The sequence below is a fragment of the Janthinobacterium sp. GW823-FHT06H09 genome (assembly GCF_058794735.1).
In genome coordinates this window covers 1-779 of sequence record NZ_JBXAHC010000043.1, presented here as the reverse complement: position 1 = coordinate 779, position 779 = coordinate 1, and the positions used below count along the sequence as shown (strand labels likewise).

Annotated in this window: 1 protein-coding gene; it reads right to left on the bottom strand. The window is 56.9% G+C overall.

What is annotated here, in order from left to right; genetic code table 11:
• A partial coding sequence (locus AC1Q6X_RS27800; RefSeq protein WP_492498995.1) for an elongation factor Tu occupies positions 1–779 on the bottom strand: 779 nt, incomplete at both ends.

Sequence of the window (779 nt, the reverse complement as noted above, 5' to 3'; positions counted from 1 at the left end):
CCTTCTTCCATCGCGATCGGGTTGATCAGCTTGACGGTGATCGACACGTTATCGCCTGGCATGACCATTTCTTTGTCTGCTGGCAACTCGATCGAACCGGTTACGTCCGTCGTGCGGAAGTAGAACTGTGGACGATAGTTGTTGAAGAATGGCGTATGACGGCCGCCTTCGTCTTTCGACAGAACATAGATCTCGCCGGTGAAGTGCGCATGCGGCTTGATCGAGCCTGGCTTGGCCAGCACTTGACCACGTTGCACGTCTTCACGCTTGGTGCCGCGCAGCAGCAGACCAACGTTGTCGCCAGCTTGACCTTGGTCCAGCAGCTTGCGGAACATTTCCACGCCGGTGCAAGTCGTTTTGACGGTATCGGTGATACCGACGATTTCGATCTCTTCGCCGACTTTAACAATGCCGCGCTCGATACGACCGGTCACAACGGTACCGCGACCCGAGATCGAGAACACGTCTTCCACTGGCATCAGGAACGCACCGTCAACAGCGCGCTCTGGCGTTGGGATGTAAGCATCCAGCGCATCGGCCAGACGCAGCACTGCGTCAACGCCCATTTCGCCTTCTTTGCCTTCCAGCGCCATACGTGCCGAACCTTTGATGATTGGCAGGTCGTCGCCTGGGAATTCGTACTTCGACAACAGCTCGCGCACTTCCATTTCAACCAGTTCCAGCAGCTCTGCGTCGTCGACCAGGTCGCACTTGTTCAGGAACACGATGATGTATGGAACGCCAACTTGGCGGGCCAGCAGGATGTGTTCGCGGGTCTG